Raw genomic sequence first — 24255 nt, 5'->3', positions numbered from 1 at the left:
TTACTCGTCTTCTAACAATGCTTCGTACGCCGTGGCGTCCAGCAGCGAATCCAGTTCGCTCTCATCGCTGGCTTTGATCTTAAAGATCCAGCCCGCGGCATACGGCTCGCTGTTGACCAGCTCCGGAGAGTCGCTCAGCGCGTCGTTGACGGCCACAATCTCGCCGCTCACTGGCGCGTAGATGTCAGACGCCGCTTTCACGGACTCGGCCACCGCGCAGTCGTCGCCTGCGCTGACCGTCGCGCCCACTTCCGGCAGGTCAACAAACACCATATCGCCCAGCAACTCCTGAGCGTGTTCAGTGATGCCAACGGTGTAGGAGCCATCTGCTTCTTTACGCAGCCATTCGTGTTCTTTGCTGTATTTCAGTTCTGCGGGTACGTTGCTCATCAATCAATCTCCAGAAAAGGATGAATCACGCGACGGCTTTGCCGTTGCGCACAAAGACAGGTTTAGTCACTTTTACCGGCATTTCACGGTTACGGATCTGCACAATCGCCGTCTCGCCAATGCCTTCCGGCACACGCGCCAGCGCAATGCTGTAGCCCAGCGTCGGAGAGAACGTACCGCTGGTGATGATGCCTTCTTGTTGATTACCCTGGGCATCGGTAAAGCGGACCGGCAGCGCAGTGCGCAGCACGCCTTTTTCCGTCATTACCAGACCGACCAGCTGTTCGGCGCCTTTTTCACGCTGCATCTCCAGCGCTTCACGACCGATAAAGTCGCGCTCAGCCGGTTCCCAGGCGATCGTCCAGCCCATATTGGCCGCCAGCGGGGAGATCCCTTCGTCCATCTCCTGACCGTACAGGTTCATGCCCGCTTCCAGGCGCAACGTGTCGCGCGCGCCGAGGCCGCACGGTTTAACGCCAGCATCGACCAGCGCCCGCCAGAAATCGGCGGCCTTTTCATTCGGCATCGCAATTTCATAGCCCGCTTCGCCGGTGTAGCCGGTGGTTGCGATAAACAGATCGCCCGTCTGGACGCCGAAAAACGGTTTCATGCCTTCTACCGCCTGACGCTGTTCGTCGGTGAACAACGTGGCGGCTTTCGCCTGCGCGTTCGGCCCCTGAACGGCAATCAGCGACAGGTCATCACGAACGGTGATCTCAATGGCGTAAGGTTCGGCGTGTTGGGAGATCCAGGAGAGGTCTTTTTCGCGGGTGGCGGAGTTGACAACGAGGCGGAAGAAATCTTCGGTAAAGTAATACACAATCAGGTCATCGATGACGCCGCCCGACGCGTTAAGCATACCGGAATACAAGGCTTTCCCGGTTTTGGTGAGCTTTGCCACATCGTTCGCCAACAGATAGCGCAAAAACTCCCGGGTGCGGCTGCCGTGCAAATCGACGATGGTCATGTGCGACACATCGAACATGCCGGCATCGGTGCGGACCGCATGGTGCTCATCAAGCTGAGAACCATAATGCAGCGGCATCATCCAGCCATGAAAATCGACCATGCGCGCGCCACATAGCGTGTGTTGTTCGTACAAAGGAGTCTGTTGAGCCATCTTGTCCTCATTGAATAAGCGGGGCTGACAACCATTTCGCCGTGACAATATTCACCACGAAACCTGGCACCGGAGCCCTGTCCCGACCCCGACGCAAACGTTCTCTTTGACTCTGAACTTACCACCGAAACTGACGCTTAACCATAAGGCAAAATTAATCATCACATTAGCTTATGACCAAAAATCGCCAGCAGCACAGAAAAATAAAATACTGCTTAAACGCCCTTCTGTCTGTGTTTTATTTTTAAAATTGCGCACCCTCTACGCAGAATGAAACATTTAATGTGGAAAAATTATCAAAAATCACGCAGCGTAAAAACACTTTCATTAGAAAAAGTAATGCGAAAACGAGGGTGAAATTAGTTTATTTCAAATGAGCGAAGGTTCCCGGCGAAGACGCCGGGAGAGAGAAGTGTGACGGGTCTCAAACTCTGAGAATCGGGACGATTCTCAGCGTAGCCATTCGGGAAGATCGTTCAGGCCCATCGCCTGACGAATCAACTGCGGTTTTACGCCAGGAAGGGTATCGGCCAGCTTCAGACCGATATCCCGCAGCAGTTTCTTCGCCGGGTTCTCACCGGCAAACAGTTCGCGGAAACCCTGCATACCCGCCAGCATCAGCGCGGCGCTGTGCTTGCGGCTGCGCTCGTAGCGACGCAGATACAGATATTGACCGATATCTTTGCCCTGACGATGCAGGCGCTTGAGCTCCTCAATCAGTTCTGCGGCATCCATAAAACCAAGATTCACGCCCTGACCGGCCAGCGGGTGGATGGTATGGGCGGCATCGCCGACCAGCGCCAGCCGGTGCGCAGCAAACTGACGCGCATAGCGCCCGGTCAGCGGAAACGCCTGACGCTCGCTTTCCACACGGCACAGGCCGAGACAGTTATCAAACGCGATGGTCAGCGCCTGGTTAAACGCGGCCTCATCAGCCTGCTGCATCCGTTCCGCCTCTTCAAGCGAAAGCGACCAGACGATAGAACACAGGTGCGGATCGCTAAGCGGCAGGAATGCGAGAATCCCGTCGCCGTGAAACACCTGACGGGCCACTGCGCCGTGCGCTTCTTCAGTACGAATGGTGGCGACCAGCGCATGGTGACGATAGTCCCAGAAGGTTAGCGGAATGTCCGCTTTATTACGCAACCACGAATGCGCCCCGTCGGCGCCAATGACCAGACGCGCGGTGAGCATCGTTCCGTCCTTCAGGGTCAGGAAGGTTTCGTTTTCACCCCACGCCACCTGTTGTAACTCCGCTGGCGCCAGCAGCGTGATATCGGAAGACTGTCGGGCCTTTTGCCACAGCGCGTCGTGAATGACAGCATTCTCGACGATATGACCGAGATGGCTGTAACCCATACTTTTGTCATCGAACGTGATACGGCCAAAGCTGTCTTTATCCCAGACTTCCATTCCGTGATAACAGCTCACACGGTGAGAAACGATCTCTGACCATACGCCGAGACGGCTCAGCAGTTTTTCACTGGCGGCGTTGATGGCCGACACGCGAAGCGCTGGCGCCGCATCCGCTGCCAGAGGCTGCGGTTCACGCTGCTCAAGAACCGCGACGCGCAGTCCGCTGCCCTGTAAACCACAGGCGACAGCCAGGCCAACCATACCTCCACCAACAATTGCTACATCAACACTTTGCACTGTTTACTCCTGGTCAAAAAAACGTCGTTCGTCTGTTGCAGACCTGATAAAGCCCTCATTCAGGCATTTTAACGCGCATCGTGCCGGATGGCGGTTCACTTATCGCGCAACCCAGCCAAGCGTGCGCTTCACCAGAGCGTCACGGGCGGGTGGAAACAGCTCCATAGCCATTAACCCGACGTTGCGCCCAACCACCAGCGGTATCCAGCGATTGGCAAACAGATGCACCATGCCGTCGGTCACGCCGACCGTGGCGTTCCGGTCTTGCTGGCGGCGCTGCTGATAGGCGGAAAGCACATTGTAATCGCCGATATCCTGCCCCACAGACTGCGCCCGTGTCAGGGTTTCAGCAAGACTCATCACATCGCGCAGCCCGAGGTTAAACCCTTGTCCGGCGATTGGATGCAGCGTCTGCGCCGCATTGCCCACCAGTACGGTGCGATGGGTAAACGCTTTCGCCGCCGTAGTCAGCGCAAGCGGATAAGCATTACGTTTGCCCGCCAGCGTGATCCGGCCAAGCCGCCAGCCGAATGCTGTCTGCAGTTCGCGGCAAAAACGTTCGTCAGACCAGGCCAGAATCTCGTCGCGCTTTTCCAGCGGGTGACACCACACCAGCGAACAGCGGCCTTCAGACATGGGCAGCATCGCCAGCGGACCATGCGCGGTAAAGCGTTCAAAGGCGCGGCCGTCATGCGCAAGAGACGTGGCGACGTTCGCTATCACCGCCAGTTGCTCATACGGTTCCTGCTGCCAGTCAACGCCACACGCGCTTGCCAGCGCTGAACGCGTGCCGTCGGCGGCAACCAGCAGGCTACCGGTAACCGTCTGACCGTTTTCCAGCGTCACGCTCACCTGCTCCGCCGTGCGCGATACGCTGGCGACCCGATCCGGGCAGTGCAGCGTAACGCCAGACGCTTTGCGCAGCAGGGCAAAAAGCCGCAGCCCTACGTCGTGCAGTTCAACCACCTGCCCCAGCGCCGGGAGGCGATAGTCCTCAGCGTGAAGGGTAACAAATCCGGCATGACCGCGATCGCTGACGTGAACGCTCGTGATAGCGGTCGCGCAGTCGGCAATGGCCTGCCACACGCCTATTCGCGCCAGTTGCTGGCAGGTACCTGCTGCCAGCGCAATCGCCCGGGCGTCGAATCCGGGGTGGCCATCGGCCTCCGGCGCCGTCGCTTCAATCAGATGTACCGGCAGCGTCCCATGACTGAGTTGCGAAATAGCCAGCGCCAGCGTCGCGCCGACCATGCCGCCGCCCACGATAATCACGCTCATTGCTGACGCGCCGCCGCCATCAGCGCTTCAATCTCGTCCGCTTTTTTCACGACGCTGGCGGTGAGATTCTCGTTGCCGTTTTCGGTGATCAGGATGTCATCTTCAATACGAATGCCGATGCCACGGTATGCGTCAGGCACATCGGCATCCGGAGCGATATACAAACCCGGTTCAACGGTGATGACCATCCCCGGTTCCAGAATCCGCGAGCGATCCTGACCGTATTCGCCAACATCGTGCACATCCAGACCCAGCCAGTGACTCAGGCCATGCATGAAGAACGGGCGATGAGCGTTGTCGGCAATCAATTGCTCCACCTCGCCATGCAGGATGCCAAGCTTCACCAGTCCGGTGATCATAATGCGCACCACCTCGCCGGTGACCGCCTGAATGGACGTTCCCGGACGGAACAGGCGCAGGCTGGTTTCCAGCGACTCGAGCACGATGTCATAAATTTCACGCTGGGCCGGGGTGAATTTGCCATTCACCGGGAAAGTACGTGTGATGTCCCCCGCGTAGCCTTTGTATTCACATCCCGCATCGATCAGCACCAGATCGCCGTCGCGCATTTCGCTTTCGTTTTCGGTGTAATGCAAAATACAGCCGTTTTCACCGCTGCCAACAATGGTGTTGTAAGAAGGATAACGTGCGCCGTGGCGGTTAAATTCGTGATGGATTTCACCTTCAAGCTGGTATTCGAACATACCGGGACGGCACTTTTCCATCGCCCGGGTATGCGCCAGCGCGGTGATTTCGCCGGCGCGACGCATGACGGCGATCTCTTCTTCTGATTTAAACAGGCGCATTTCATGCACCATTGGACGCCAGTCGGTCAGGGTTGCCGGTGCTTTCAGATTCTGCCGCGACCCTTTGCGCAGTTTTTCCAGCGCAGAGAAGACGATCTCATCGGCATAAGCGTACGCGCCCTGCGCGTGATAAACCACGTCCAGCCCGTTAAGTAACTGGTACAGTTGCTGATTAATTTCGCTGAAGGCCAGCGCGCGATCGACACCCAGTTTTTCCGGTGCGGCATCCTGCCCCAGACGACGACCAAACCAGATTTCTGCGGTCAGATCGCGCACGCGATTGAACAGTACGCTGTGGTTATGGGTTTCGTCGCTCTTGATCAGCACCAGCACAGCTTCCGGCTCGTTAAAACCGGTGAAATACCAGAAATCGCTGCTCTGGCGATACGGGTACTCGCTGTCTGCGCTGCGGGTGACTTCGGGTGCGGCAAAAATCAGCGCGGCGCTGCCTGGCTGCATCTGCGCCAGCAGTGCCTGGCGACGACGTTGGTATTCCTGCGGTGTCATGACGTGGCCTCCGTTTTCGTTATCTTTTTAGTGTAGCGTCGGTTTTCGCACTTCCGGTGCGGTCGGCTGCTGTCGGGTAAAAGTGTCGTGACACAGCAGCGCGGCAACGCGCACGTACTCGATGATCTCCTCGAGGGACATTTCCAGTTCCTCCTGGTCTTCATCTTCGTCGTAGCCAAGTTGCGCGATATTACGCAAGTCGTCGATGGCTTCACCCGTTTCGCCGGTGACCTTATCCAGTTTAGGCTGCGTCACGCCCAGACCGAGCAGGAAATGGTTGACCCATCCCGCCAGCGCGTCGGCGCGATCGAAGACGCTCACGTCATCGCCTTCAGGCAGATAAAGCTGAAAAAGGAAGCCGTCATCTTCCAGCGCGTCGCTGGTGGCCGCGTGCATTTTGCGCAACGCCTGAGCCAGTTCATGACCGAAGGCCAGTCCCTCGTTCGTCAGGTCGTGAAGCAGCGGCTGCCATGAGCTGTCGTTGTTGCCGCCGCAAATCATCCCGCTGATTAAACCGTGCATTTCGGCTGGTGTCAGGCCAGCCCCTTGTTGGTTCAAATACTGGTTCATTTCGTTGTAACCAGGCATTTCGTTCTGTATAGACATACGCATTCGTCATCAAAGGGAGGATATTCATGATATGCTACCACTTTGGACCCTGGTGATACCAGAAAAGGGCTTGTATCTTCACACCAGGGTAGCTATAGTGTCGCCCCTTCGCGGACCCCGGGTCTGGAGACGAAGGCAGCGCAGTCAATCAGCAGGAAGGTGGCATGTCTGCACAACCCGTCGATATCCAAATTTTTGGCCGTTCACTGCGAGTGAATTGCCCGCCTGAACAAAGGGATGCGTTGAATCAGGCTGCGGACGATCTGAATCAGCGGTTGCAAGATCTGAAAGTTCGCACTAGAGTCACAAATACTGAGCAGCTGGTTTTCATTGCCGCACTGAACATCAGCTACGAATTAACTCAGGAAAAAGCGAAGACCCGCGACTACGCGGCGAGCATGGAGCAGCGTATTCGGATGCTACAACAGACCATCGAACAGGCACTGCTTGATCAGGGTCGCATAACCGAAAAAACGGGCCAAAATTTTGAATAACACTTCCCGGTTGACTATGGTACAGTGACCGTGAAGAAAAAATTTCTCTGAGATGTTTGCAAGCGGGCCAGTCCCCTGAGCCGATATTTCATACCACAAGAATGTGGCGCTCCGCGGTTGGTGAGCATGCTCGGTTCGTCCGAGAAGCCTTAAAACTGTGACGACACATTCACCTTGAACCAAGGGTTCAAGGGTTACAGCCTGCGGCGGCATCTCGGAGATTCCCCTTCTTAAATCTGGCGACAGCCATGACGCTACATTCTGAACTTTCCTTATCCAGACAAGACATTCGCCGTATGATCCGGCTACGCCGTCGCGCCCTGACGCCATCACATCAACGTGAATCTGGTCAGCGCGCCGCTACCCGTATGCTTGCTTATCCTCCGGTGGTGATGGCGCATACGGTCGCCGTGTTTTTATCCTTTGATGGCGAACTCGACACACAGCCGCTGATCGAGCAACTCTGGCGCGCGGGCAAGCGCGTTTATCTGCCGGTTCTTCATCCTTTCAGCCCCGGCAATCTCCTGTTTTTACACTATCACCCGCAAAGCGAACTGGTGACAAACCGTCTGAAAATTCAGGAACCTAAGCTCGACGTACGCGACGTACTGCCGCTTGCGGATCTGGACGTGCTGGTGACCCCGCTGGTGGCGTTTGACAAACAGGGTCAGCGATTAGGCATGGGCGGCGGTTTTTACGATCGCACGTTGCAAAACTGGCAGCAGCATGGTTTTACGCCAGTGGGGTATGCGCACGATTGCCAGGTTGTAGAAGCCTTGCCCGTTGAGAAGTGGGATGTTCCGCTACCTGCGGTGGTGACGCCGTCGAAAGTGTGGGAGTGGTGAAAAAACCGGGTGGCGGCTGCGCCTTACCCGGCATGAAGATAGTATTGTTCATATTTCATACTTTTTTCACGCTACTATGCGATCGTTCCAGCGGTCTTTATACATAATGTTTCCGTCCGTATACTTCCATGTAATTGTTTCATAACGGAGATTTATTTCTTCGAGATGCATATTAGTCATACCACTGGGATGCAAATTAGGCGTTATTGCAGTAATTTTCACATTCTCTAAGAGCATATTGAAATACTCAACTTCGATACCTGCATCATTAATCTTGTACATTTTTATCGTGGCTGATTTGAGCGTTCTTCCTTCACAAAGCGCCCGAAATAACAGTGGCGTTGTTTTATCAAATTCTTTCTGGAACAGAACAGGCGCATGGAGTCTGGTACCTGTCAGTCTTCCTGTATGCTGATCTGTAGGTAACCAGACATGATGGCTCACTGATCGTAATTCTATAGAACCGAGTCGGGTTGGCATCAAACAAGAACCCGTGACCGGGGAACCATTTTCATCTGTTAACCATAAATATGCAGGATTTGACATAGTATAAAACCCTCAATTAATTATTTCCATTTAAACCAAAGAAAGATATGTATACCGATGATCAGTAGAATATATAAGCCCATCAGTGTAATTGCGAAATCAGGAAAAAATGACACTGCTACCATGCTCAAAACAACAATCGACAGCAACCATCCCGCAGACCAGAAAAAAAGGAAAAGCTCTTCCTTCAACCATTTTATAAAGTAACCCATATAATCACTTCACCAACCTGATGATCAAATCAACTAACGCATCATCTGTAATAAAAGCCGGGTTTAAATATGGGTTCTTCGTAATGACAGGCTCTATGAATAAATACATCATTTCCAGATGATACTCATATAAAGCCTGATAATAGTAGACATTAAACCTCTTCAAATTATTCGCACTTATTGATGCCTGTTGAACTAACCCATAAATGTTCAGTGCCATTGCCGTTGTTGTTACACTGCCTTTTAGCATAAGCGAGCGTAACCTCGATATACGACTGTACACCAGAGCATTAAAAGTAAAACTTTGACAGATTGCGACCGCCACGGAGGAGATCAATAATCTATTGGTTAAACCTGTTGTTGAAATATGAACCCCTGCACCTACAAGTTTTCGTACTATATTTTGCACCTGCCCTTCTTTTTTATTCTTGAAATGAATCTCTATATAGATCCGCATCATTAGAAAAATAATATTGCGATCCTTTACGAGTTGAATAAGACCAGAAATAAACCTTACATCTTCATGTTTGAGTCGAGTGCAAACGTCCTGATAGTTTTCCATAAAACAAGAAGAATAATATGTAGCACGAGTAAAACCATCACCCATTTGTTTCAATGTATCGATAACATTTTTTTTCACTCCAGTCAGTGCACTTTCGAGCTTCAAAGCGAGAATTTTTTCAGCTTCTATTGATGTAATGATTGAGTCACTATAATACATAACCATCCTTCAATAATATTCATTAAATAGTAGCATGAATTGTTACAGTCAAAGGCTTTCAACACGCTGTCTGTATTTAACATCAGGTTATACTAAAAAAGGGTTATTCACGCTTATGTCATCTTTTTTCAGAATAAGGCCCGAAAAGGGCAAAAATAGCTGCGCTTGCTGAAGACAGGAAAGGGGACTTGTCCAAATGCCGGATGGCGGCGATGCCTCACCCGGTCTGGAGTTCATGATTCGTGGTTTGCGGCTTGCGGTTATTCCAGGCCCGGTAAACGTAGCGCCTCCGGGAAAAATCATCAGCAATATCAATAGATTAATTTTGCGAGTCGCCTTCCAGAATACCCTCTTGTCAGCGTCATGGTTAAGCGGTATCTTCTTGCCGCACCTGCAAAATCAGGTGCCGGAATTAGCCTTCTGAAAATCATACTGGCGATATATACTTCTATGTCGTGCGGCTGGTCTCGCCTCAATGGTGGGCCGGTCGGGGGCGTCGCAAGACGCGCCGGTATCCAGTATGACCGGTAAGGCTAACTCCGTCCGGCACCACCACCCGCGAGATTAGCCTCTCCAGTGGTGGTTTAAATACGACATACTGGAGACGTCCCTAATGGACACTACCCCGCTTTTTTCACACTCTTTATTTACCCTGCCGTTTAACCATGCCACGGATTTCACCGAACTGGCGGATAACTGCGAGCGCTTTACAGAAGCGTTGGTCGAATGCCATAACCCGGTGGAGAAACTGGCTATCTGCGCACGTCTGTCCGCCTGTCTCGCGTTGTTACAGCCCACGCTAACCGAGCCTGTGCCCGCGCATTTGAAAGACAGCCTGACGGTTGACACCTTGCCGACGCGTTTTCCTCTTTTCGCGCCGGAAGCGGATCAGACCGGACGCTACTGCCAGCTGTTAACGCAGTTGTTGATGAGCAAAACGCTTTCCGCGGAGATGGAGCGGGTAGCCGGTGATTTATTGCAGGATCTGGTCATCTTTTTTGCCGATACGCTAAAAGCGCCACGCTGGCTGAAAACCGAAGAAGGGTTGGTGGACCTGTAAAAAAAAACCGGGTGGCGGCGACGCCTTACCCGGACTGGAGCTTGACTCTGTATCAGGCCCGGTCAGCGTTAACGCCACCGGGCATTCTGGATAATCAGTACAGCAGACGTGCGCGAATGGTGCCTGGAATGGCTTTCATCGCCTGCAACGCTTTTTCCGCCACGTCTTCATCCGCTTCAATATCAATCACCACATAGCCCATTTGCGCTGAGGTTTGCAGATACTGCGCAGCGATGTTCACGCCCTGCTCAGCAAAGATCTGGTTAAGCGCAGTCAGTACGCCCGGACGGTTTTCGTGGATATGCATCAGGCGACGCCCACCGTGCAGCGGCAGCGAGACTTCCGGGAAGTTCACCGCAGAAAGCGTGGAGCCGTTATCGGAGTATTTCACCAGCTTACCCGCCACTTCAAGACCGATATTTTCCTGCGCTTCCTGCGTGGAACCGCCGATGTGCGGCGTCAGGATCACGTTATCGAATTCACACAGCGGCGAGGTAAACGGATCGCTGTTGGTCGCAGGCTCGGTCGGGAAGACATCGATTGCCGCCCCGGCCAGATGTTTGGTTGCCAGCGCATCGCACAGCGCCGGAATGTCGACGACCGTACCGCGCGCGGCGTTGATCAGCAGCGATCCGGGTTTCATCAGGGCGATCTCTTTCGCGCCCATCATATTTTTCGTGGAGGCGTTTTCTGGTACGTGCAGGCTGACCACGTCGCTCATATTCAGCAGGTCAGAAAGATGCTGCACCTGGGTCGCATTACCCAACGGCAGTTTGTTTTCAATATCATAAAAGAAGACATGCATACCCAGCGATTCCGCCAGGATCCCCAGTTGCGTACCGATATGGCCGTAACCAATGATCCCCAGCTTTTTGCCACGCGCTTCGAACGAACCGGCCGCCAGTTTGTTCCACACGCCGCGGTGCGCTTTGGCGTTGGCTTCCGGCACGCCGCGCAGAAGCAGCAAGAGTTCACCAATCACCAGTTCCGCAACCGAACGGGTATTTGAGAACGGTGCGTTGAACACCGGAATACCGCGCTTCGCCGCCGCGGACAGGTCAACCTGATTGGTGCCGATGCAGAAACAGCCGATGGCGACCAGTTTTTCCGCTGCGTTGATCACGTCTTCAGTCAGATGGGTACGGGATCGCAGGCCAATGAAGTGGGCATCACGGATGGACTCTTTCAGCTGTTCAGCATCCAGCGCCCCTTTGTGAAATTCGATGTTGGTATACCCTGCCGCACGAAGGCTATCCAGCGCCTTCTGGTGCACGCCTTCAACCAGCAGAAACTTAATCTTGTCTTTCTCCAGCGATACCTTTGCCATTTCCCCGACCCTGTGTTTTATCTGATGTTGTGTGTGCGGATTTCCATCCGCCTTTCAACATATCAAAAAAAATTATTGCGGCAATATGAACGTTTGCGTCGACTTGCTGAAGAAATATCATGCAGCGGGAAATACCAGAGGAAAATGCTGGAGATAACTTTTTCTTTGGTGAGTTCAGCAGGGCAAACGATAAAACGTGACAGAAGTCACCAAATTTGCCCTGCGGAAATTTTTTAACAGGAGACGGACGCCCCCTGTCAGATCATTTGGTAATGGTTTTTACGCCGTCGGCAGTACCGATCAACGCCACATCCGCGCCACGATTGGCGAACAGACCGACGGTCACCACGCCTGGAATAGCGTTGATCGCGTTTTCCATCGCCACAGGGTCGAGGATCTCCATGCCGTGGACATCAAGGATCACGTTACCGTTGTCGGTCACCACGCCCTGACGGTATTCAGGACGGCCGCCCAGTTTTACCAGTTGACGCGCGACCGCGCTGCGCGCCATCGGGATCACTTCGACCGGCAGCGGGAAGTTGCCAAGAATATCCACTTCTTTCGAGGCGTCGGCGATGCAAACGAACGTCTTCGCCACCGAAGCGATGATTTTTTCACGGGTCAGCGCCGCGCCGCCGCCTTTAATCATCTGCATATGCGGGTTAATTTCATCCGCACCGTCGACGTAAACGCCGAGGCTGTCCACTTCGTTGAGATCGAACACAGGAATGCCGAGGCTTTTGAGTTTTTCGGTGGAGGCGTCCGAGCTGGAAACCGCGCCTTCAATTTGTCCTTTCATGGTGCCCAGCGCATCAATAAAGTGTGCGGCGGTTGAACCGGTTCCCACCCCCACAATGGTACCTGGCTGTACATACTGAAGTGCCGCCCATCCTACCGCTTTTTTCAGTTCATCCTGCGTCATGATCGTATCGCCTGTGATATGGAAAAATTCACGCGCATTATAGACGATTGCGCGGAAAAATCTTCCCGCCCCGCTCTCACGCTGCGGATTTCGTCTTTACCGGGGGCGAAATTATGTCATAGTGCAGAACAAGCAATAATTTTCAGGAGTGGGTCAGAGCAATGAAACGTCCGGACTACAGAACATTACAGGCACTGGATGCGGTGATACGTGAACGCGGGTTTGAACGCGCGGCGCAGAAGCTGTGCATCACCCAATCTGCGGTATCACAACGCATTAAGCAGCTTGAAAATATGTTCGGACAGCCGCTACTGGTGCGCACCGTTCCGCCGCGTCCGACCGAGCAGGGGCAGAAACTGCTGGCGCTGCTGCGTCAGGTAGAACTGCTGGAAGAGGAGTGGCTCGGCGATGAGCAGATCGGCTCTACGCCGCTGCTGCTGTCGCTGGCGGTTAACGCCGACAGTCTGGCGACCTGGCTGCTGCCTGCGCTGGCGCCTGTGCTGGCCGACTCCCCTATCCGCCTCAATTTGCAGGTGGAAGATGAAACCCGAACCCAGGAGCGTTTGCGTCGCGGTGAAGTGGTGGGCGCGGTGAGTATTCAGCATCAGGCGCTACCAAGCTGTCTGGTCGATAAGCTCGGGGCGCTGGACTATCTGTTTGTCGGCTCGAAACCCTTTGCCGAGCGCTATTTCCCAAACGGCGTTACCCGTTCAGCGCTGCTGAAAGCGCCTGCGGTGGCGTTTGACCATCTCGACGATATGCATCAAGCCTTCCTGCAGCAGAACTTCGACTTACCGCCTGGCAGTGTGCCGTGCCATATCGTTAACTCCTCGGAAGCCTTCGTCCAGTTGGCGCGTCAAGGCACCACCTGCTGTATGATCCCGCATTTGCAGATCGAGAAAGAGCTGGAAAGCGGCGAACTGATCGACCTCACGCCGGGACTGTTCCAGCGTCGGATGCTTTACTGGCACCGCTTTGCGCCGGAAAGCCGGATGATGCGCAACGTAACCGACGCCCTGCTGGCCTACGGTCACAAGGTGCTGCGCCAGGACTGACGCACTTTAAGACCCCGTGTAAAAATGCCTGAGTTCGTCAAATTGCATGGCAAACTCAATATAGCTCATCAGCGCGGGGGAATTCAGCTTACGGCTGGGGTAAACCAGCCAGAGATCGTTTCCCGCCACCGTCCATTCCGGCAGCACCTGAATTAGCTCGCCTTTTTCGACGCGATCTTCCAGCATAAATGCCGGTAGCAAAGTGATCCCCGCCCCGGCAATCGCGCTTTCACGCGCATAGACCAGGTTATCCGTCAGATGCAGGCGATCGGGTACGTGTTGATAATCTTCGTCCCCGCGATGGAATACCCACTCCGTCCACGCCTTGTGGGTAATGCACTGATGTTCCGGCAGTTGCCGCGGATGAGTCAGTTGCGCAAACCGCGAAAGGTAGTCCGCCGACGCCAGCAGGTAACGCGGGCAATGGCCTATCATCCGGCCAATCAGCGTCGAATCCTGCGGCCTGCCGGTGCGCAACGCGACATCGAACCCGCTGTCGACCAGATCCAGCATTTCGTCAGAAATCGAGACTTCAAGGTTCACGTCGGGATAATGCTGTTGAAAGCGGGCGTTCAGACGCGCCAGCAGCGTCGCGCCGATGCCCGCCGGCGAGGTGATGCGCAACCGCCCGCTGGGGTTGTCGCGCAGACGTTGCACCGCGTACTCCGCGCGTTCGCTGGCAGCGAGGATCTCCCGGCAGTGCACAAGATAGTGTTCGCCAGCATAAGTCAGGTTCAGCTTACGGGTGGTGCGGTTGAGCAAACGGATGCCGACCTGCTGTTCAAGCTGGCTGATGCGCTGGCTGACACTGGACTTCGGTAGCCCCGCCTTCTGCGCCGCCGCGGTAAAGCTGCCGTTTTCAGCGACCAGGGCGAACAGCGCCATATCCTGCAAATGCTTAAACATCGTGTTCACCCCGCCGCGAACATTATCCCTGCTCGCCCATCATCTCTTTGACCAGCTCGACGCAGCGCAGGAAGCGTCCGTCGTAATCGGCCTCCTCAACGTGGACAAAGTCGATGTTGTTTTCGCGCAACATCTCCACCAGCAGGGTCTGGAACTCTTTACGATCCACAGAACTGCCGAGGCTACGCAGGCCATCGGCCACCCACGGCGTGTTATTTTCCAGCAGGATCACAAGGTCAAAGCGATACTCGTCTATCAGCGCCTGCACAAACGGATGCTCCCGCCCTTCGTACTTTTTGCAGAACGCCTGGGTCGTGACGAAATCGGTGTCGATAAACGCCACTTTGTTTGCGTATTTGACCGCAAAATCAATGTATTGCGCATGTCCGAGCGCAATCTTGTCGTAGTCGGAATACTGAAGCGCCATTTCGTCGCCGCCAAGATGGGAAAAGACGTAGTCACGCCCGTATTCCCACGCGCTGGTGGTGTTGAAGATATTCGCCAGCTTGTTGACCAGCGTCGATTTGCCGCTCGACTCGCCGCCCAGTACCGCCACGGTGCGCACGAAAAACGGCTTTACTTCCGTCGGGATGTATTCCCAGTAGCGGAACGGGTTTTCACGGATTTGCGCGCCGCTAATGCTCATAAAAGTGCGTTTCGGATCGATAAGCACCGTTTCGATGCCCAAATGTTCCAGATACTGCGGCGCGTCGGCTTCTTCAGAGGTATAGATCCAGTTGGGCTGAATGCCCTTATCAGCCATAAACGTTTTGATGCCGCGACTCCACACATCCCAGCCGTGGGGATACGGCTCCATGCCCTCTTCGTTGAACGCATGAATACGAATGTTCTTCTGATATTTAAAGGTCTGGAGTAGCCAGCGCAGCCGATCCGGCACCGTTGGCTGCTGGGACATGGCGCTGTCTTCAAACAGTTCGCGGTCGCGGGTATCGTCGTAACCCATGATGATATGCAGCTCGTCCACCTGGCTACAGGCACGCTGAATCAGATAAATGTGCCCGGTATGCAGCGGGTAGAACTTGCCAAACACCACGCCGATGTTTTTCTGCTGGCGCGGAAATTCCAGACCGAGAAAGCGGTGCAGCGCCTCCAGCTTCTGCGCGCTGGGGCTTTTGATTTTTGCGTTAAGAAGCTGGCTGAGATACCCCTTGGTCATGCCGCTGGCATCCGCCACTTGTTGCAGGGTACAGCCCTTCTGCTTGATGGCGGTTTTGAGATAGTCGAACGATGACACAAGAGCCTCCTGCTGGAAAAACGACGGGTCTTAATTATAAATCGTCAAACACGCTTAGCGCGTCAGAAAGTTTTTTAACGCCGAACACCTGCATCCCTTCCGGCGGTTTTTTCGGCACATTCGCCGCAGGCACAATCGCCCGACGGAAACCGTGCTTTGCGGCCTCGGAAATACGTTCCTGTCCGCTCGGGACCGGGCGGATCTCGCCCGCCAGCCCCACTTCGCCGAAGACCACCAGGTCCTGTGGCAGCGGTCTGTCACGCAGACTGGAGACCATCGCCAGCAGCAGCGCGAGGTCGGCGCTGGTTTCGGTGACTTTCACCCCGCCCACTACGTTAACAAACACGTCCTGATCCGCCATTTGCAAACCACCGTGGCGATGCAGTACCGCCAGCAAAATCGCCAGCCGGTTTTGTTCCAGACCAACCGCCACGCGGCGAGGGTTCGCCATCATCGAGTGATCCACCAGCGCCTGAATCTCTACCAGCAGCGGGCGCGTACCTTCCCAGACCACCATCACCGAACTGCCGGAGGTAATTTCGTCGCCGCGGCTTAAAAAGATGGCGGATGGGTTGCTGACTTCCCGGAGCCCCTGTTCAGTCATCGCGAAAACGCCAAGTTCATTGACCGCGCCAAAACGGTTTTTATGGCTGCGCAGGGTACGGAAGCGGGAGTCCGCGTCGCCGTCGAGCAGTACTGAACAGTCGATGCAATGCTCCAGCACTTTCGGCCCCGCCAGCGAACCGTCTTTGGTGACATGCCCGACCATCACAATCGCCACCCCGCGCGTTTTGGCAAAGCGCGTCAGGTAGGCGGCGGTTTCACGCACCTGCGCCACGCTGCCGGGCGAGGACTGAATGTCCGCCATGTGCATCACCTGAATGGAGTCGATCACCATCAGCTTCGGCTGTTCTTCTTCCGCAATCAGGCATATCTGCTCAATGCTGGTTTCCGACAGCATGTTGAGATTGTTGGTCGGCAGGCCGAGACGGTGCGCGCGCATCGCCACTTGCTGTAACGACTCTTCACCCGTGACGTACAGGGTTTTCATCTGCTCGGCGAGTTTACACAGCGTTTGCAGCAGCAGCGTTGATTTCCCCGCGCCGGGATTACCGCCAATGAGGATGGCGCTACCGGGAACGACGCCGCCGCCCAGTACGCGATCGAACTCTTTAAAGCCGGTCGAAAAACGCGGTAGCGCTTCCAGGCTGATATCGGAAAGTTTTTGAACTTTCGCCACGCCCGCGCTGCCGGCGTAACCGCTGAGCCGCTCGTTACGCGCCACCGTTGGCGATGCGGCGAGACGCACCTCAGTGATGGTGTTCCAGGCGTGGCAGGCGCTGCATTGCCCCTGCCAGCGTGGATAATCCGCCCCGCATTCATTACATACAAAGGCGCGTTTTGGAGCTTTTGCCACGGGTTACCTCGTTATTTCTGATTCATGCTGCCAGAAAGAATGCAAAACACGCCCATCAGATCGGCGTGACGGATGGTGATTTCCGTTTTCTCATTCACTTTCGGCTTGGCGTGGTAGGCTATGCCCAGCCCCGCCGTTTTGATCATCGGCAGATCGTTCGCGCCGTCGCCAATCGCCACCGTTTGCGCCATGGGGATCTCATACTCCTGCGCCAACCGGGTCAGGGTATTGGCCTTATATTGCGCGTCAACGATATCCCCCGTCACGTGTCCGGTGAATTTGCCGTCTACGATCTCCAGTTCGTTCGCCACCACGGCGGTTAAGCGCAGCTTTTCACGCAGATACTCGGCAAAAAAGGTGAAGCCGCCGGAGGCGATCGCCACCTTCCAGCCCAGCGTTTCCAGCTTCAGCACCAGTTGCGTCAGGCCGGGCATGAGCGGCAGCGTGTCGCGCACCTGATGCAGGATGTTAGCATCAGCGCCTTTCAGCGTCGCCACGCGACTGCGCAGGCTGGCGGTAAAGTCCAGTTCGCCGCGCATCGCGCGCTCGGTCACTTCCGCGACCTGTTCGCCGGTACCGGCCAGTTTTGCGATCTCATCAATGCACTCGATCTGGATCGCGGTGGAGTCCATGTCCATCACCAGCAAACCTGGCGTCCGCAGATGCGGTATTTTACCCAGTGGCGCGACGTCCAGTTGCGCATCATGCGCCAGCTTCGTGGCGCGCGGTGTCAGCGACCCCGCCAGGCGGATCACCTGGTAGTCTTCCACGCACCAGGCTGCGACGATCACCATTGCCGCGCCCAGCTTGCTCTGGTACTGGGTCAGTCGTTGTTTATCCAGCCCGCGACCATACAGCAGCCAGCCGCTACGTCCTGCGTGGTAATCCAGTGGCATCACCTCGTCACCACTTAAAGAAAGGGGCAAACCTGGCCATAAAGAGACATCTTCAGGCAAATCGCACCAGGTAATGTTAGGCATTAAAGCTCCTGTAAAATCGTTCGGGCCGGGAAGGTTCCTGGGGAAAATAACGCATGAGGCTACCTTGTATCCATCGCTTCTGGCAACATTAAGCCTCAAATTTTCAGCAGGTGGAATATGGCTCGCGCAAAACTGAAATTTCGGCTTCATCGTGCAGTGATTGTATTGTTCTGTCTCGCACTGCTTGTCGCGCTCATGCAGGGGGCGTCCTGGTTTAGTCAAAACCACCAGAAGCAACGCAATCCGCAGCTTGAAGAACTGGCCCGCACGCTGGCGCATCAGGTCACGCTGAACATCGCGCCTTCTATGCGTACCGAAACGCCTGACGAAAAGCGTATCAAAAGCATATTGCAGCAATTGACCCATGAAAGCCGCATCCTTGACGCCGGGGTTTATGATGAACAGGGCGACATGATTGCCCGCGCGGGTGAAAGCGTAAACGTGCGCGACCGCCTGGCGCTGGACGGCAAAAAAGCCGGGGGCTATTTTAACCAGCAAATCGTCGAACCCATTCAGGGAAAAAATGGTCCGCTGGGCTATCTGCGCCTGACGCTGGATACCCACACCCTGGCGACCGAAGCGAAACAGGTGGATAACACCACCAATATTTTACGCCTGATGCTGCTGCTCTCGCTGGCGATTGGCGTGGTGCTGACCCGAACATTGCTGCAGGGTAAACGAACGCGCTGGCAGCAATCCCCTTTCTTGCTCACCGCCAGTAAGTCGGTACCGGAAGAGGAAGAGAGCGAGAAAAAAGAATAAATTCTGTAAAGGAAAACGCTATGTCTACACTTCGCCTGCTTATTTCTGACTCTTATGATCCGTGGTTTAACCTGGCGGTAGAAGAGTGCATTTTCCGCCAGATGCCCGCCACCCAACGCGTGCTTTTCCTGTGGCGCAACGCGGATACGGTGGTGATTGGCCGTGCGCAAAATCCGTGGAAAGAGTGCAACACACGACGGATGGAAGAGGACAACGTGCGCCTGGCGCGTCGCAGTAGCGGCGGCGGCGCGGTGTTCCACGACCTCGGCAATACCTGTTTTACCTTTATGGCGGGCAAGCCGGAATACGATAAAACGATTTCGACTTCAATTGTTCTTAACGCCCTCCATGCGCTCGGCGTGACGGCGGAGGCCTCCGGGCGTAACGATCTGGTGGTCAAAACGCCGGACGGCGATCGTAAAGTCTCAGGTTCAGCCTATCGCGAAACCAAAGATCGCGGCTTTCACCACGGCACGCTACTGCTGAACGCCGACCTCAGCCGTCTGGCAAATTATCTGAACCCGGACAAAAAGAAGCTGGCGGCTAAAGGGATTACCTCGGTTCGCTCCCGCGTGGCGAACCTCACCGAACTACTGCCTGGGATCACGCATGAGCATGTCTGTCATGCAGTCAGCGAAGCCTTCTTCACTTACTATAACGAACGCGTTGACGCGGAAGTGATCTCGCCGGATAAAACCCCGGATCTGCCCAACTTTGCTGAAACCTTTGCCCGCCAGAGCAGTTGGGAGTGGAACTTCGGCCAGGCGCCAGCGTTCTCTCATCTGCTGGATGAGCGCTTTACCTGGGGTGGCGTGGAACTGCATTTTGACGTAGAGAAAGGTCATATCACCCGCACACAGGTGTTCACGGACAGTCTTAATCCCGCGCCATTAGAGGCGCTGGCAGCACGTTTGCAGGGGTGTTTGTATCGGGCGGATACATTGCAGCAGGAGTGCGATGCGTTGAGGGGAGACTTCCCGGAGCAGGAAAAGGAATTACGGGACGTGTCGGCATGGATAGCGCAGGCAGTGCGTTAAGCGCGTTCTGATGCCTCACCCTGCCCCTCTCCCTTACAGGAGAAGGGCAGGAAAGAGCATTACGCTTTATCGCCCAGCAGAACAGATTCCAGCGCGATTTTAATCATATCGTTGAAGGTGGTCTGACGCTCAGCGGCGGTGGTCTGCTCGTGAGTACGGATATGGTCAGACACGGTGCAGATGGTCAGCGCTTTCGCGCCAAATTCCGCCGCGACGCCGTAAATGCCCGCCGCTTCCATTTCCACGCCCAGGATGCCGTATTTTTCCATCACGTCGAACATTTCGCCGTCCGGGGAGTAGAACAGATCCGCAGAGAACAGGTTGCCTACGCGCGCGTCAACGCCCAGCGCTTTTGCCGCATCAACCGCGTTACGCACCATATCAAAGTCGGCAATCGCCGCGAAGTCATGATCTTTGAAACGGATACGGTTCACTTTGGAATCGGTGCAAGCCCCCATACCGATGACCACATCACGCAGTTTGACATCGTGACGCACGGCGCCACAGGAACCGACGCGGATGATTTTCTTCACGCCGAAATCGGTGATCAGCTCTTTGGTGTAGATGGAGCAGGACGGGATCCCCATACCGTGGCCCATCACGGAGATTTTGCGGCCCTTATAGGTCCCGGTGAAGCCCAGCATGCCGCGAACGTTGTTCACTTCACGCACGTCCTCGAGGAAAGTTTCTGCAATGTGCTTCGCGCGCAGCGGGTCGCCAGGCATCAATACGACGTCAGCGAAATCACCCATTTCTGCATTAATGTGAGGAGTTGCCATCTTTCAGTTCCTTTTAATTTGATTTTTTGCCCGGTGACGCGGCGCGATCCGGGCCTACGGTGTTGTAGGCCGGGTAAGGCGCAGTCGCCGCCCGGCAATGACCTCAGAACATCGCCTTGCCATATTCCATGTCAGACGTGCCAAAATATTTCGCAATGGTCTGGCCGATATCCGCAAAAGTTTCACGGTGTCCCAGTGAACCGGGTTTCACTTTCGGGCCGTACACCAGCACCGGGATGTGCTCACGGGTGTGGTCAGTACCGGTCCAGGTTGGGTCACAGCCATGATCCGCGGTCAGGATCAGAATGTCATCTTCCCCTACCAGTTCCATCAGCTCCGGCAGGCGGCGGTCAAACAGTTCCAGACCCGCAGCGTAGCCTGCGACGTCGCGACGGTGGCCCCAGGAGGAGTCGAAGTCCACAAAGTTGGTGAAGACAATCGTGTTGTCACCCGCGTCTTTCATCTCTTTGACGGTCGCGTCGAACAGCGCGTCCAGACCGGTCGCTTTCACTTTTTTGGTGATGCCGCAGTTAGCGTAGATATCCGCGATTTTACCCACAGATACTACCTGACCGCCTTTCTCGTCGACCAGCTTTTGCAGCACGGTGGGGGCAGGAGGCTCAACGGCCAGGTCGTGACGGTTACCGGTACGCTGGAAATTACCCGCTTTGTCGCCGATAAACGGACGCGCGATCACGCGGCCAATGTTGTAGCCGCCTTCGGTCAGCTCTTCACGGGCGATTTCGCACAGCTCGTAGAGTTTATCCAGACCAAACGTCTCTTCGTGGCAGGCGATCTGGAACACGGAGTCAGCAGAGGTGTAGAAAATCGGCTTGCCGGTTTTCATGTGCTCTTCCCCAAGCTGGTCCAGGATCACAGTACCGGAAGAGTGGCAGTTACCGAGGTAGCCCGGCAGATTGGCGCGCTTCACCAGCTTATCAAGCAGTTCCTGCGGGAAGCTGTTCTCGTGATCCGAGAAGTAGCCCCAGTCGAACAGCACCGGTACCCCGGCGATTTCCCAGTGACCAGACGGCGTATCTTTACCGGAAGAAAGTTCGTGCGCCCAGGCGTAAGCGCCAATGACTTCCGCATTCGCGTCCATTCCGGCCGCGATTTTTCCGGTTGAGCCTTCATGGGCTTTCACCAGACCCAGGCGGGTCAGGTTCGGTAAATTCAGCGGGCCTTTGCGACCGTTATCCGCTTCGCCTTTAGCACAGGCTTCTGCGATGTGTCCCAGAGTATCGGCGCCTACATCGCCAAAGCGATCGGCATCTTCCGTTGCACCAATACCAAAGGAGTCCAGCACCATAATAAATGCACGTTTCATATTGTTCTCCATACATCTGCGCTGTAAAAAAGCGATCAGATCAGTATACCGCTATTCGGTAATACGACGATAGACCGTTGGTGTAATTTCAGGCGCGTTGTCGTCAAGGATAATTGCCGCTTTGACCGCTTTCGCCGCATCCTGCCAGCTGGTTTCATCTTTGGCATGAATCACCGCCAGCGGACGTTGGCCATCAACGCTGTCGCCCAGACGGACCATATCGGTGAAGCCGACGCTGTAATCAATGGTGTCGGATGCCTGACGACGACCGCCGCCCATCGAGACCACCGCCATGCCGAGCGCGCGGGTATCCATCGCGCTGACGAAGCCTTCGGTATCGGCATACACCGCTTTGCTGAGCATCGCGGTTGGCAGGTATTTCGCGTAGTTTTCCACGAAGTCGGTCGGGCCTTTCTGCGCCGCCACCATGCGGCCAAAAATTTCCGCCGCTTTGCCGTTGTCCAGCACCGCCTGAAGCTTCGCGCGGGCTTCCGTATCATCTTTGGCAAGCTTGCCGGAGATCAGCATCTCCACGCACAGCGCCATAGTCACGTCGAACAGGCGTGGGTTGCGATACTCGCCCGTCAGGAACTGCACGGCTTCACGCACTTCGACAGCGTTACCGGCGCTGGAAGCCAGCACCTGGTTCATGTCCGTCAGCAGTGCGGTGGTGCGCACGCCCGCGCCGTTGGAGACGCCAACGATCGCTTCGGCCAGCGCCTCAGAGAGTTCATAGGTTGGCATAAACGCGCCGCTGCCCACCTTCACATCCATCACCAGCGCGTCCAGACCTTCCGCCAGTTTTTTGGCAAGAATCGAGGCGGTAATCAGCGGGATCGAATCTACGGTTGCAGTGATATCGCGGGTCGCGTAGAAACGCTTGTCTGCCGGCGCCAGAGAGCTGGTCTGGCCGATAATCGCCACGCCAACGTCTTTAATAATTTTGCGGAAGCGGTTGTCATCCGGGAAGATATCGAAGCCCGGAATGGCTTCCAGCTTGTCGAGCGTACCGCCGGTATGGCCCAGGCCGCGCCCGGAGATCATCGGAATGTAGCCGCCGCAGGCTGCCACCATAGGACCAAGCATCAGCGACGTCACGTCACCCACGCCGCCGGTGGAGTGTTTGTCCACAATCGGGCCGTTAAGGTTGAGGCTTTTCCAGTCCAGAACGGTTCCTGAATCTCGCATCGCCATGGTCAGCGACACGCGCTCAGGCATCGACATATCGTGGAAGAAAATGGTCATCGCCAGGGCAGCAATCTGTCCTTCAGAGACGGTGTTGTCACGAATGCCGTTGATAAAGAAGCGGATCTCTTCGTCGCTCAGGGCAAGACCATCACGTTTTTTACGAATAATTTCTTGTGCGAGAAACACGGTAACCTCCTCAAACCAGGCCGGGCTCGCTACGCGTCGCCCGGCAATTCAAATCTTAGTAGCTGCTTGCGCTCTTACCGTCGCCGTGACCCAGCGCTTTCAGCAGGCTGGCCAGCAGGCTCGACGCGCCGAAGCGGTAGTGACGGGAATCCGCCCACTCAGCGCCAAACAGCTCGTCGGCAATCGCCAGAAATTTCTGCGCGTCTTCCGCCGTACGTACGCCGCCCGCAGGTTTAAAGCCCACGGTTTTTTCGACGCCCATATCACGGATCACTTCCATCATGATGCGCGCGCTTTCCGGGGTTGCGTTGACCGGCACTTTACCGGTAGAGGTTTTAATGAAATCAGCCCCGGCTTTGATAGCGATTTCAGACGCTTTACGGATCAGCGCCTCTTCTTTCAGTTCGCCAGTTTCGATGATCACTTTCAGCAGCACGTTTGCCGCCGCGCACGCGTCTTTACAGGCTTTCACCAGATCAAAGCCGACCTGCTCATTACCGGCGATCAGCGCGCGGTACGGGAACACCACGTCAACTTCGTCTGCGCCATACGCGATCGCGGCGCGGGTTTCCGCCACGGCGATCTCAATGTCGTCGTTGCCGTGCGGGAAGTTGGTGACGGTCGCGATGCGGATCTCCGGGGTGCCCTGCTCTTTCAGGGTTTTACGCGCAATGGGAATGAAACGCGGGTAGATGCAGATGGCGGCGGTGTTGCCGACCGGGGTTTTCGCCTGATGACACAACGCGATCACTTTTTCATTGGTGTCGTCATCATTCAGGGTAGTCAGATCCATCAGTTTCAGGGCACGCAGGCTGCTTGCAGTTAAATCGCTCATAACATTCTCCAACGGCATCGCCGTATCAATTCTCACCT

26 protein-coding genes and 1 other RNA gene are annotated in these 24255 nt (G+C 55.3%); 9 read left to right on the top strand and 18 right to left on the bottom strand.

What is annotated here, in order from left to right:
• A complete protein-coding gene (gene gcvH, locus JY391_RS03825) occupies window positions 1-390 on the bottom strand; it encodes a glycine cleavage system protein GcvH (RefSeq protein WP_042292161.1) in 390 nt (129 codons plus the stop codon).
• Window positions 391-415: 25 nt separating this feature from the next.
• The gene (gcvT, locus tag JY391_RS03820) at window positions 416-1510 is read right to left on the bottom strand and encodes a glycine cleavage system aminomethyltransferase GcvT (RefSeq protein WP_042292164.1); all 1095 of its coding nucleotides are present in this window, start codon (window positions 1508-1510) and stop codon (window positions 416-418) included.
• A 284-nt stretch (window positions 1511-1794) separates the two neighbouring features.
• Here gcvT and JY391_RS24030 point away from each other — a divergent pair, with 284 nt between their 5' ends.
• A complete protein-coding gene (locus JY391_RS24030) occupies window positions 1795-1887 on the top strand; it encodes a hypothetical protein (RefSeq protein WP_445222982.1) in 93 nt (30 codons plus the stop codon).
• 73 nt (window positions 1888-1960) lie between these two features.
• Here JY391_RS24030 and ubiI read toward each other — a convergent pair whose 3' ends face one another.
• The 4 genes from ubiI to ygfB all read right to left on the bottom strand — a co-directional run bounded on the left by ubiI (window position 1961) and on the right by ygfB (window position 6360).
• Complete coding sequence (gene ubiI, locus JY391_RS03815; protein WP_211935242.1) at window positions 1961-3163, bottom strand: FAD-dependent 2-octaprenylphenol hydroxylase; 1203 nt, start codon at window positions 3161-3163, stop codon at window positions 1961-1963.
• Window positions 3164-3262: 99 nt separating this feature from the next.
• On the bottom strand, window positions 3263-4441 hold the full coding sequence (ubiH, locus tag JY391_RS03810) for a 2-octaprenyl-6-methoxyphenyl hydroxylase (RefSeq protein ID WP_211935241.1): 1179 nt from the start codon (window positions 4439-4441) through the stop codon (window positions 3263-3265).
• Complete coding sequence (gene pepP, locus JY391_RS03805; protein ID WP_200035474.1) at window positions 4438-5754, bottom strand: Xaa-Pro aminopeptidase; 1317 nt, start codon at window positions 5752-5754, stop codon at window positions 4438-4440. The genes ubiH and pepP overlap by 4 nt, the downstream gene beginning before the upstream one ends.
• 27 nt (window positions 5755-5781) lie before the next feature.
• Complete coding sequence (ygfB, locus tag JY391_RS03800; RefSeq protein WP_131729030.1) at window positions 5782-6360, bottom strand: UPF0149 family protein YgfB; 579 nt, start codon at window positions 6358-6360, stop codon at window positions 5782-5784.
• A 167-nt stretch (window positions 6361-6527) separates the two neighbouring features.
• On the opposite strand from ygfB, the gene zapA reads away from it, so the two are divergent.
• The 3 genes from zapA (at window position 6528) to JY391_RS03785 (ending at window position 7702) form a co-directional block, all read left to right on the top strand.
• On the top strand, window positions 6528-6857 hold the full coding sequence (zapA, locus tag JY391_RS03795; RefSeq protein WP_006686880.1) for a cell division protein ZapA: 330 nt from the start codon (window positions 6528-6530) through the stop codon (window positions 6855-6857).
• A gap of 41 nt (window positions 6858-6898) precedes the next feature.
• Window positions 6899-7082, top strand: a non-coding RNA gene (ssrS, locus tag JY391_RS03790) — 6S RNA.
• 23 nt (window positions 7083-7105) lie between these two features.
• A complete protein-coding gene (locus JY391_RS03785) occupies window positions 7106-7702 on the top strand; it encodes a 5-formyltetrahydrofolate cyclo-ligase (protein WP_199957202.1) in 597 nt (198 codons plus the stop codon).
• A gap of 66 nt (window positions 7703-7768) precedes the next feature.
• On the opposite strand, the gene JY391_RS03780 is transcribed toward JY391_RS03785, so the two are convergent.
• A complete protein-coding gene (locus tag JY391_RS03780; protein WP_042292182.1) occupies window positions 7769-8248 on the bottom strand; it encodes an Hcp family type VI secretion system effector in 480 nt (159 codons plus the stop codon).
• A 216-nt stretch (window positions 8249-8464) separates the two neighbouring features.
• Complete coding sequence (locus tag JY391_RS03775; protein WP_211935240.1) at window positions 8465-9181, bottom strand: hypothetical protein; 717 nt, start codon at window positions 9179-9181, stop codon at window positions 8465-8467.
• A gap of 196 nt (window positions 9182-9377) precedes the next feature.
• Here JY391_RS03775 and JY391_RS03770 point away from each other — a divergent pair, with 196 nt between their 5' ends.
• Both JY391_RS03770 and JY391_RS03760 read left to right on the top strand, forming a co-directional pair.
• Window positions 9378-9605 carry a hypothetical protein gene (locus JY391_RS03770; protein WP_211935239.1) on the top strand — a complete coding sequence of 76 codons (228 nt, stop codon included), beginning with the start codon at window positions 9378-9380 and terminating at the stop codon, window positions 9603-9605.
• Between the two features lie 189 nt (window positions 9606-9794).
• Complete coding sequence (locus JY391_RS03760; protein ID WP_181822552.1) at window positions 9795-10241, top strand: hypothetical protein; 447 nt, start codon at window positions 9795-9797, stop codon at window positions 10239-10241.
• 94 nt (window positions 10242-10335) lie between these two features.
• Here the strand turns inward: JY391_RS03760 and serA are convergent, their stop codons facing one another.
• Together serA and rpiA are read right to left on the bottom strand one after the other, a co-directional pair.
• Window positions 10336-11568 (bottom strand): phosphoglycerate dehydrogenase, encoded by a 1233-nt coding sequence (serA, locus tag JY391_RS03755; RefSeq protein WP_042292195.1) that lies wholly within the window; start codon window positions 11566-11568, stop codon window positions 10336-10338.
• A gap of 262 nt (window positions 11569-11830) precedes the next feature.
• Window positions 11831-12490 (bottom strand): ribose-5-phosphate isomerase RpiA, encoded by a 660-nt coding sequence (gene rpiA, locus JY391_RS03750; RefSeq protein ID WP_042292197.1) that lies wholly within the window; start codon window positions 12488-12490, stop codon window positions 11831-11833.
• 161 nt (window positions 12491-12651) lie between these two features.
• Here rpiA and argP point away from each other — a divergent pair, with 161 nt between their 5' ends.
• Window positions 12652-13545 (top strand): DNA-binding transcriptional regulator ArgP, encoded by an 894-nt coding sequence (gene argP / locus JY391_RS03745; RefSeq protein WP_060569479.1) that lies wholly within the window; start codon window positions 12652-12654, stop codon window positions 13543-13545.
• 6 nt (window positions 13546-13551) lie between these two features.
• Here argP and JY391_RS03740 read toward each other — a convergent pair whose 3' ends face one another.
• Genes JY391_RS03740 through serB form a run of 4 tightly spaced genes read right to left on the bottom strand, consistent with a single transcriptional unit; the run spans window position 13552 to window position 18103 of the window.
• Window positions 13552-14451 carry a LysR family transcriptional regulator gene (locus JY391_RS03740; protein WP_060569480.1) on the bottom strand — a complete coding sequence of 300 codons (900 nt, stop codon included), beginning with the start codon at window positions 14449-14451 and terminating at the stop codon, window positions 13552-13554.
• A gap of 22 nt (window positions 14452-14473) precedes the next feature.
• Entirely contained in the window at window positions 14474-15706 is a 1233-nt protein-coding gene (gene nadR / locus JY391_RS03735) for a multifunctional transcriptional regulator/nicotinamide-nucleotide adenylyltransferase/ribosylnicotinamide kinase NadR (protein WP_042292205.1), read from the bottom strand.
• A 34-nt stretch (window positions 15707-15740) separates the two neighbouring features.
• On the bottom strand, window positions 15741-17123 hold the full coding sequence (gene radA, locus JY391_RS03730; RefSeq protein WP_181822548.1) for a DNA repair protein RadA: 1383 nt from the start codon (window positions 17121-17123) through the stop codon (window positions 15741-15743).
• An 11-nt stretch (window positions 17124-17134) separates the two neighbouring features.
• Window positions 17135-18103, bottom strand: coding sequence for a phosphoserine phosphatase (serB, locus tag JY391_RS03725; RefSeq protein WP_042292209.1), 969 nt, complete (start codon window positions 18101-18103; stop codon window positions 17135-17137).
• A gap of 117 nt (window positions 18104-18220) precedes the next feature.
• On the opposite strand from serB, the gene JY391_RS03720 reads away from it, so the two are divergent.
• Both JY391_RS03720 and lplA read left to right on the top strand, forming a co-directional pair.
• Window positions 18221-18865 carry a YtjB family periplasmic protein gene (locus JY391_RS03720; RefSeq protein WP_060569483.1) on the top strand — a complete coding sequence of 215 codons (645 nt, stop codon included), beginning with the start codon at window positions 18221-18223 and terminating at the stop codon, window positions 18863-18865.
• Between the two features lie 20 nt (window positions 18866-18885).
• Entirely contained in the window at window positions 18886-19902 is a 1017-nt protein-coding gene (gene lplA, locus JY391_RS03715) for a lipoate--protein ligase (protein ID WP_199957205.1), read from the top strand.
• Window positions 19903-19961: 59 nt separating this feature from the next.
• Here lplA and deoD read toward each other — a convergent pair whose 3' ends face one another.
• From deoD to deoC, 4 genes are all read right to left on the bottom strand, one after another.
• Complete coding sequence (deoD, locus tag JY391_RS03710; RefSeq protein WP_042292216.1) at window positions 19962-20681, bottom strand: purine-nucleoside phosphorylase; 720 nt, start codon at window positions 20679-20681, stop codon at window positions 19962-19964.
• A gap of 103 nt (window positions 20682-20784) precedes the next feature.
• Window positions 20785-22008: a phosphopentomutase gene (gene deoB / locus JY391_RS03705; protein ID WP_042292218.1), complete on the bottom strand. Its 1224-nt coding sequence runs from the start codon at window positions 22006-22008 to the stop codon at window positions 20785-20787.
• Between the two features lie 51 nt (window positions 22009-22059).
• Window positions 22060-23382, bottom strand: a complete 1323-nt coding sequence (gene deoA, locus JY391_RS03700) for a thymidine phosphorylase (RefSeq protein ID WP_211935238.1) — start codon at window positions 23380-23382, stop codon at window positions 22060-22062.
• A gap of 55 nt (window positions 23383-23437) precedes the next feature.
• A complete protein-coding gene (deoC, locus tag JY391_RS03695; RefSeq protein ID WP_042292223.1) occupies window positions 23438-24217 on the bottom strand; it encodes a deoxyribose-phosphate aldolase in 780 nt (259 codons plus the stop codon).
• Between the last annotated feature and the right edge of the window lie 38 nt (window positions 24218-24255).

Source organism: Citrobacter sedlakii (assembly GCF_018128425.1).
GTDB classification, from domain to species: Bacteria; Pseudomonadota; Gammaproteobacteria; order Enterobacterales; family Enterobacteriaceae; genus Citrobacter_A; species Citrobacter_A sedlakii.
The sequence above is the reverse complement of the archived record's forward strand: the minus strand, read 5'-3'. Positions and strand labels throughout refer to the sequence as shown.